Below are 8,096 nucleotides of genomic sequence, written 5' to 3' on the forward strand. Positions count from 1 at the left end.
GGCATCGTCCAGGGCGGCATGTACGAAAACCTGCGCGACGAATCCCTCGCCGGGCTTGAGGAAGTCGGCTTTGACGGCTACGCCATCGGCGGCCTTTCGGTGGGCGAACCCAAGGACGACATGCAGCGCATCCTGCACCACACCGCGCCGCGCCTGCCCAAGGAAAAGCCGCGTTATCTGATGGGCGTCGGCACCCCGGAAGACATCGTGTTTTCGGTGCAGGCCGGCATCGACATGTTCGACTGCGTGATGCCCACCCGCAACGCCCGCAACGGCTGGCTGTTCACCCGCCACGGCGACATCAAGATCCGCAACGCACGCCACAAGACCGACACCCGGCCGCTCGACGAAAGCTGCGACTGCTACACGTGTCGCAATTTCTCGCGCGGCTATCTGCATCACCTGAACCGGCTCAACGAGATCCTCGGCGCGCGGCTGGCCACCATCCACAACCTGCATTATTACCAGCAACTGATGCGCGACCTGCGTGACGCCATCGCCGCCGGCACGCTCACCGACTACGTCGCCCGCTTCCACCGGGAGCGCGCCGGCCAGGGCAGCTAGCCCACAGGAGCCGGCGCCCGACGCAGCACCAACCCTCGGGCGCCGGCTTCGCCCGCCCGCCCCTTGCCGCTATAATCCGCCTTTTTGCCCAGAATCCGCCCAATGCAGGTTTTCCGTGGAATCCCAGAGCGAGCCGAACACGGCTGCGTGCTCACCATTGGCAACTTCGATGGCGTGCACCGCGGCCACCAAGCGCTGCTGGCGCAATTGAGGGCAAAGTCGGAGGCCACCGGGCTTCCCGCCGCGGTGCTCACCTTCGAGCCGCACCCGCGGGAATACTTCGCCCATGAAGATCGCCCCCGACGCCTCACTTCGCTGCGCGAAAAAATCCTGCTGCTCGAAGGCCAGGGCGTCGACCGGCTCTACATCGGCCGCTTCAACCAGAAACTCGCCGGGCTTACCGCCGAAGCCTTCATCGAAGACGTGCTCGTCCACAGCCTCGGTGTGCGCCACCTCCTGATCGGCGACGACTTCTGCTTCGGCAAGGGCCGCAAGGGGAACTTCGCCATGCTTCAGGCCGCCGGCGACAAAATCGGCTTTGGCGTCGAATCCATGCACACCTTCAGGCACGAAGACGAGCGCGTATCCAGCTCCGCCGTGCGCGCGGCCCTCGCCGAGGGTGACATGCCCCACGCCGCCCGCCTCCTCGGCCGTCCCTACAGCATCAGCGGGCGCGTCATGCACGGCGACAAGATCGGCCGCACCATCGGCTTTCCCACCGCCAATATCCAGCTCAAACACCGCAGCCCGCCGCTGATGGGCATCTACACCGTAAGCGTCGATGGCCTGGCCGACCGCCCCTGGCCCGGCGTGGCCAGCGTCGGCGTGCGCCCCACCATCAACGATGCCGGCCGCCCGACCCTGGAAGTGCACCTTTTCGACTGGGATACCGAATGCTACGACGCCCACCTCCGCGTTAACTTCCTCAAGAAGCAACGCGACGAAGAGCGCTACGACAGCCTCGACGCCCTCACCGCCCAGATCGCCCGCGACGCCGAAGAGGCACGCGCCTACTTCGTCCAGAATCCCCTCTGAATTACAGGCCGCACACACCATGTCCGAAACCCGCAAGCCGCAGAACCCGCAAGACACGCCGCATCGCAAGACCCTGAACCTGACCGACACCCCCTTCCCCATGCGCGGCGACCTCGCCAAGCGGGAGCCCAACTGGGTGGCCGACTGGCAACAGCGCAAGCTCTACCAGAAGATTCGCAAGGCCGCGGCCGGCCGGCCCAAGTTCGTGCTGCACGACGGCCCTCCGTACGCCAACGGCAGCATCCACATCGGCCATGCACTGAACAAGATCCTCAAGGACATCATCGTCCGCTCCAAGACCCTGGCCGGCTTCGACGCCCCCTACGTGCCGGGCTGGGACTGCCACGGCCTGCCCATCGAGCACAAGATCGAAGTCACCCACGGCAAGAACCTGCCCGCCGACCAGGTGCGTGAACTCTGCCGCACCTACGCAGGCGAGCAGATCGAAGAGCAGAAGAAGGATTTCATCCGCCTCGGCGTACTGGGCGACTGGGACAACCCCTATCGCACCATGGACTTCGGCAACGAAGCCGGTGAAGTTCGCGCGCTGGCCGAGATGGTCAAGCGCGGCTGGGTCTTCAAGGGCTTGAAGCCGGTCAACTGGTGTTTCGACTGTGGCTCGGCCCTGGCCGAAGCGGAAGTCGAATACCAGGACAAGGGCAGCCCGGCCATCGACGTTGGATTTCTGCTCGCAGAAGACGAACGTGGAGCTCTCTTAGCTGCATTCGAGGGAAGCCTGGATCGACTTCCCGATGGTCCGATATACGCGGTAATTTGGACCACTACACCATGGACCATTCCCGCAAACCAAGCCTTGAATGTGCATCCGGAGATTCTGTATTCGCTTGTCGAAACAGAGCGGGGAAATTTGCTTCTCGCCAGTGATCTCAAAGAAGAGTGTTTGACCCGATTCGGAATCGAGCGCAAGGATCCATTGAGTAAATTTGACCACAGTCTTCTTGGAAGCAAGCTCGACCGGATCACCTTCCGTCATCCGTTCTATGACCGCGTCTCGCCGGTCTTCGTGGCCGACTACGTGGGCCTCGACGCCGGTACCGGCATCGTTCACTCTGCCCCGGCCTACGGTCTGGAAGACTTCAACTCCTGCAAGGCCAACGGCTTCACCAACGACGACATCCTCACCCCGGTGCAAAGTAACGGCGTGTATGCCGAGTCCCTGCCCTTCTTCGGTGGCCTGCACATCTGGAAGGCCAACCCGGTCATCGTCGAAAAGCTGCAGGAAGTCGGGGCGCTGTTCTCCCACGAGAAAATCACCCACAGCTACATGCACTGCTGGCGCCACAAAACGCCGCTGATCTACCGGGCCACCGCCCAGTGGTTCGTCGGCATGGATCTCAAGCCCAACGGTGGCCCGAGCCTGCGCGAACTCGCCCTTGGCGGCGTGGATGCGACCCAGTTCTTCCCGTCCTGGGGCCAGGCTCGGCTACACGCCATGATCGCCAACCGGCCCGACTGGTGCATCTCGCGCCAGCGTAACTGGGGCGTACCGATTCCCTTCTTCCTCGACAAGGCCACGGGCGAGCTCCACCCGCGCACCGTCGAACTCATGGAAGAAGTCGCCCAGCGCATCGAGAAGGAAGGCATCGCAGCCTGGTTCAAGCTTGATCCGGCCGAACTGCTCGGCGCCGAAGCTAGCCAGTACGACAAGATCAGCGACACCCTCGACGTGTGGTTCGACTCCGGCACGACCCACTGGCATGTGCTGCGCGGCTCCCACAACGATGGGCACGCCACCGGCCCGCGCGCCGATCTTTACCTCGAAGGTTCCGACCAGCACCGTGGCTGGTTCCACTCGTCGCTGCTCACCGGCTGCGCCATCGACGGCCACCCGCCCTACAAGGCGCTGCTCACCCACGGTTTCGCCGTGGACGGCAGCGGCCGCAAGATGAGCAAATCGCTGGGCAACGTGGTCGTGCCGCAGGAAGTCACCGGCAAGCTCGGCGCCGACATCCTGCGCCTGTGGGTCGCCTCCACCGATTACTCGGGCGAGCTGTCGATCTCCAAGGAGATCCTCGACCGCGTCGTCGAAACCTACCGCCGCCTGCGCAACACCCTGCGCTTCCTGCTCGCCAACACCTCCGACTTCGACGCGGCCACCGACATGCTGCCGGTGGATCAATGGCTGGAGATCGACCGCTACGCGCTGGCCCTGACCCGCAAGCTGCAGACCCAGGCCGAAGCCGATTACGCCAGCTACGAGTTCCACCGCATCGTCCAGGCCCTGCAAAACTTCGCCTCGGAAGACCTGGGCGCGGTGTATCTGGACATCCTCAAGGATCGCCTCTACACCACCCAGGCCAAGTCCGTCGCCCGCCGCTCCGCCCAGAGCGCCCTGTGGCACATCCTGCAATCCGTCGTGAAGCTGATGGCGCCGATCCTGTCCTTCACCGCCGAGGAAATCTGGCAGCTGCTGAGCAAGAACGCCGACGACAGCGTTATGCTCCACGCCTTCCACACGCTGCCCGCCCAGAACGGCGAGGAAGCCCTGCTCGAACGCTGGAGCGCCATCCGTGCAATCCGCGCCGACGTGCAAAAAGAAATCGAAGCCGTCCGCACGTCCGGGCTGGTCGGCTCATCGCTGCAGGCCGAAGTCGAGATCAGCCTTGCCGGCAATGCGTTCGACCTGCTGGCCAGCCTCGGCGACGACCTGCGCTTCGTGCTGATCTGCTCCAGAACCACGCTGCACAAGGTTGGCAACGACGCTGACGAAGCCATTCTGGTCACCCCGTCTGCCCACAAGAAGTGCGAGCGCTGCTGGCATTACCGGGACGACGTGGGACACGATGCCGCGCATCCGGAACTTTGCGGCCGCTGCACGTCAAACCTGCACGGCGCCGGCGAAGCTCGCGCCCATGCGTAAGCTTACCCACGCCTCAGGAGCCTGCCCTTGAAATTACGCCTCGGCAACTGGATCGGCCTGTCGGCCATCGTCGTGCTGGTGGACCAATGGACCAAGCACCTCGTCCGCGGCGCACTGCGCAACGGCGAGGTAATCCGCGTCACCGACTACTTCGACCTGGTCCTGGCCTTCAACCCCGGCGCGGCCTTCAGCTTCCTGGCCGACCAGGGAGGCTGGCAGCGCTGGTTCTTCGTGGCACTGGCCGCCGGCATCTGCGGCTGGCTGTTGCGTCTGCTGGCCCGCCACCAGCACGAACTGCTGCAGCCACTGGCCTTCTCATTGATCATCGGCGGCGCCATCGGCAACGTCATCGACCGCTTCGTCTTCGGCGCGGTTGTCGACTTCCTGTATTTCCACATCGGCCGCTACGGCTGGCCGGCCTTCAATGTGGCGGATTCCGCCATCTGCATCGGCGTTGTACTGATGATCCTCGCGCAACTGCGCGAACATCGCCACACCCTCGCCCAAGAGAAACTTTCATGACCCAGATCGTCCAGCCCGACAGCCTGCTGACCCTGCACTACCGCATCACCCTCGACAGTGGCCAGCCCCTGATCAGCACCTTTGAATCCAAGCCTGCCACGCTGCAGCTGGGCCGCGGCGACATCGCCCCCACGCTCGAACGCTGCCTGGCCGGCATCACCATCGGTGAGCGCCACACCTTCCTGCTCGAGCCGGAAAACGCCTTCGGCGCGCACCGTGAAGATCTCGTCGAAAAGGTTCGCCTCGAAGACTTCCCCACCGGCGCCGAAGTCGAACCGATGGTCATCATGGAGTTCACCGCGCCGGACGGCACCCGTTACCCGGGCCTGATCCGCGAAGTGCTCGACACCCACGCGATCATCGACTTCAACCACCCGCTGGCCGGCAAGTCCATCCGCTTCGAAGTCGAAGTGATCGGCGTCAGCTAAGCCCCGCAGCACGAGGAATCAAATGGAAGTCCTGCTCGCCAACCCCCGTGGTTTCTGCGCCGGCGTAGAACGCGCCATCGAGATCGTCGAACGCGCCCTGGCGCAGTTCGGCGCGCCCATCTACGTGCGCCACGAAGTCGTCCATAACCGCTTCGTCGTCGAAGGCCTGCGTGCCAAGGGCGCCGTCTTCATCGAAGACCTGTCCGACGTACCGGCCGGCAACACCGTCATCTTCAGTGCCCACGGTGTCTCCCAGGCCGTGCGCAGCGAAGCGGAAACCCGTGGCCTGCGTGTTTTCGACGCCACCTGCCCGCTGGTCACCAAGGTGCACCTGGAAGTTGCCCGCATGCGCGAACAGGGCCGCGAGCTGATCATGATCGGCCACAAGGGCCACCCGGAAGTCGAAGGCACGATGGGTCAGATCAAAGACGGCATCTACCTCGTCGAAAGCGCGGCCGACGTGGCCGGCCTGCAGGTCAAGAATCCCGACCTGCTCGCCTACGTCACCCAGACCACGCTCTCGGTGGACGACGCCGGTGCCATTGTCGGCGCGCTGCGCGAGCGCTTTCCGAACATCATCGGCCCCAAGAAAGACGACATCTGCTACGCCACCCAGAACCGCCAGGACGCCGTGAAATTCATGGCCCCCCTGTCGGATCTGGTGCTGGTCGTCGGCTCCACCAACAGCTCCAACTCCAATCGTCTGCGCGAAGTGGCCGAGCTGCTGAAGGTGCCCGCCTACCTCATCGACGACGCGGACTCCATCGATCCGGCGTGGATTGTCGGCAAACAGCGCATCGGCGTGACGGCTGGCGCATCGGCGCCGGAGGTGCTGGTCGAATCGGTCATCACCCGCCTCAAGGCCCTCGGCGCAGCCTCCGTGCGGCCGCTTGACGGCGTGCCGGAAAAAATCACCTTTCCGCTCCCCAAAGAACTCCAGGCCCCCGCTGCCTGAACACAGAGGCTGCCCCCGGGCAGCCTTTTTTCCGACTTCACGATCCGATCCGACCCTCACCATGCCCTACGTTCAACGAGATTCCGCAGGCCAGGTTATTGCACTTTTCAGCGAAGCCGGGCCGGGCCATGAAGAAGAACTCCCGAACGGCCATCCCGACACCGCCGAGCTCACCGGCTCGGCTGATTTCACCCGTCTCGACGCCGACCTGATCCGCGTTATCGAAGACGTCGTCGATGTACTCATTGATCGCGGCCTGCTGCGCCTCACCGACCTGCCCCCGGAGGCCCAGCGCAAGCTCCTCGCCCGCAAGGGTGCCCGCGCCCGCCTGCGTCACGGACTCAACCTCCTCGGTCCCGACGACGTGATCTGACGCCGGGCCCGCAAGGGGCCCGTTTCGCCGGGTATTCCACCGGCAAGCCACTTTCTGCAACACACTGCCTTGAGGCTCAAGTTCCCCCTTCGTCACCCGTTATCCCTACAATCCGGACGCCTGCCGGTATGACCGGCAATTTTTCCCGCCTGGGGTCCTGCCCCAGACGGTAAAGAAACGACCACCACACGATTGTGCCGATGACCGACGCTGCACCCTCCGCCGCCCCCCAGGACACGCTCTCCCAGCAAGGGAGCGGCGCTTCCGCCACCGACAACAACTGGCACCCCGGCGAAGCCGCCACCCATGAAGACCCCCTGCTCGACGCGCTGGTCGTCATGACCCAGCTGCACGGCAAGCCCTTCACGGCCGCCGCCCTCTCTGCCGGCCTGCCGCTGGTCGACAACCGCCTGACCCCGTCACTGCTGCCCCGCGCAGCGTCCCGCGCCGGGCTTGCCGCCCGCATCGTAAGAAAGCCCCTGGCCGAGATGCTGCCCGGCATGCTGCCGGCCATCCTGCTGCTCCACGACCGCCGCGCCTGCGTACTGCTCGAACACCTGCCGGATGGCGGTGCGCGGGTCCGTTTCCCCGAAGCCGGCGAATCCGCCCACGAGATGTCCGCTGACGAACTCGCCGCCATATACAGTGGCCTCGTGTGCTTCGTCCAACCGCGCTTCCGTTTCGAGGCCCGCGCCCCGCAGGTCCGGGCAGTGCGGGCAGCCCACTGGTTCTGGGGCACCGTCTTCGAAAACTGGCGCCTCTATCGCGACACCCTGCTGGCCGCGCTGGTCATCAACCTCTTCGCCCTCGCCATCCCGATGTTCTCGATGACGGTCTATGACCGGGTCGTTCCCAACCACGCGGTCGAAACCCTGTGGGTGCTGGCCATCGGTGCAATCCTGGTGCTCGGCTTCGACTTCATGCTGCGCACGCTGCGGGCCTACATCGTCGACACGGCCGGCAAGCGCATCGACGTGCAACTCTCGGCGCGCATCATGGAACGCGTCCTCGGCCTGCGGATGGACGCCCGCCCAGCCTCGGTCGGCTCCTTTGCCGCCAACCTGCGGGCCTTCGAAGGGGTGCGTGACTTCATCGCCTCCGCCACCGTCACTACGCTGATCGACCTGCCCTTCGTGCTGCTCTTCCTGCTGGCGATGGTATGGATCTCGCCGTGGCTGCTGCTGCCGCCGCTGGTCGGGATGCTTGCCGTGCTGTTCGTCACCCTCGTGGCGCAGGACAAGATGCACGAGCTTACCGAAACCACCTACCGGGCCAGCGCCCAACGCAACGCCACCCTCATCGAAAGCCTGGTCGGCCTCGAAACCCTCAAGACGCTCG

The 8,096-nt window shown here is 64.7% G+C and carries 8 protein-coding genes; all 8 read left to right on the forward strand.

Translation table 11 applies throughout. The features are described 5' to 3' along the window. A partial coding sequence (locus tag Q1W26_RS19730; protein ID WP_300443694.1) for a tRNA guanosine(34) transglycosylase Tgt occupies positions 1 to 564 on the forward strand: 564 nt, incomplete at its 5' end. Between the two features lie 102 nt (positions 565 to 666). Further along, the gene (locus tag Q1W26_RS19735; protein ID WP_300443705.1) at positions 667 to 1,599 is read left to right on the forward strand and encodes a bifunctional riboflavin kinase/FAD synthetase; all 933 of its coding nucleotides are present in this window, start codon (positions 667 to 669) and stop codon (positions 1,597 to 1,599) included. A gap of 19 nt (positions 1,600 to 1,618) precedes the next feature. Next, positions 1,619 to 4,480, forward strand: a complete 2,862-nt coding sequence (gene ileS, locus Q1W26_RS19740) for an isoleucine--tRNA ligase (RefSeq protein ID WP_300443715.1) — start codon at positions 1,619 to 1,621, stop codon at positions 4,478 to 4,480. A 27-nt stretch (positions 4,481 to 4,507) separates the two neighbouring features. Further along, complete coding sequence (gene lspA / locus Q1W26_RS19745) at positions 4,508 to 5,002, forward strand: signal peptidase II (protein ID WP_300443722.1); 495 nt, start codon at positions 4,508 to 4,510, stop codon at positions 5,000 to 5,002. After that, positions 4,999 to 5,430 carry an FKBP-type peptidyl-prolyl cis-trans isomerase gene (locus tag Q1W26_RS19750; protein WP_300443733.1) on the forward strand — a complete coding sequence of 144 codons (432 nt, stop codon included), beginning with the start codon at positions 4,999 to 5,001 and terminating at the stop codon, positions 5,428 to 5,430. Before lspA ends, Q1W26_RS19750 begins: the two co-directional genes overlap by 4 nt. A gap of 22 nt (positions 5,431 to 5,452) precedes the next feature. Continuing rightward, the gene (gene ispH / locus Q1W26_RS19755) at positions 5,453 to 6,385 is read left to right on the forward strand and encodes a 4-hydroxy-3-methylbut-2-enyl diphosphate reductase (RefSeq protein WP_300443739.1); all 933 of its coding nucleotides are present in this window, start codon (positions 5,453 to 5,455) and stop codon (positions 6,383 to 6,385) included. Between the two features lie 61 nt (positions 6,386 to 6,446). Beyond that, positions 6,447 to 6,758 (forward strand): hypothetical protein, encoded by a 312-nt coding sequence (locus Q1W26_RS19760; protein WP_300443741.1) that lies wholly within the window; start codon positions 6,447 to 6,449, stop codon positions 6,756 to 6,758. 200 nt (positions 6,759 to 6,958) lie between these two features. Then, positions 6,959 to 8,096, forward strand: a 1,138-nt coding sequence (locus Q1W26_RS19765; protein WP_300443754.1) for an ABC transporter transmembrane domain-containing protein, incomplete at its 3' end; no start/stop codon positions are given.

This window comes from Zoogloea sp., assembly GCF_030157465.1.
In the GTDB taxonomy this organism is placed as follows: Bacteria; Pseudomonadota; Gammaproteobacteria; order Burkholderiales; family Rhodocyclaceae; genus Zoogloea.

What these genes read in the sequence shown, in the direction of transcription:
- ispH (WP_300443739.1), top strand. Translation starts at nt 5,453, where the DNA reads ATGGAAGTCCTGCTCGCCAACCCCCGTGGTTTCTGCGCCGGCGTAGAA.
- Q1W26_RS19760 (WP_300443741.1), top strand. Translation starts at nt 6,447, where the DNA reads ATGCCCTACGTTCAACGAGATTCCGCAGGCCAGGTTATTGCACTTTTC.
- ileS (WP_300443715.1), top strand. Translation starts at nt 1,619, where the DNA reads ATGTCCGAAACCCGCAAGCCGCAGAACCCGCAAGACACGCCGCATCGC.
- Q1W26_RS19750 (WP_300443733.1), top strand. Translation starts at nt 4,999, where the DNA reads ATGACCCAGATCGTCCAGCCCGACAGCCTGCTGACCCTGCACTACCGC.
- Q1W26_RS19735 (WP_300443705.1), top strand. Translation starts at nt 667, where the DNA reads ATGCAGGTTTTCCGTGGAATCCCAGAGCGAGCCGAACACGGCTGCGTG.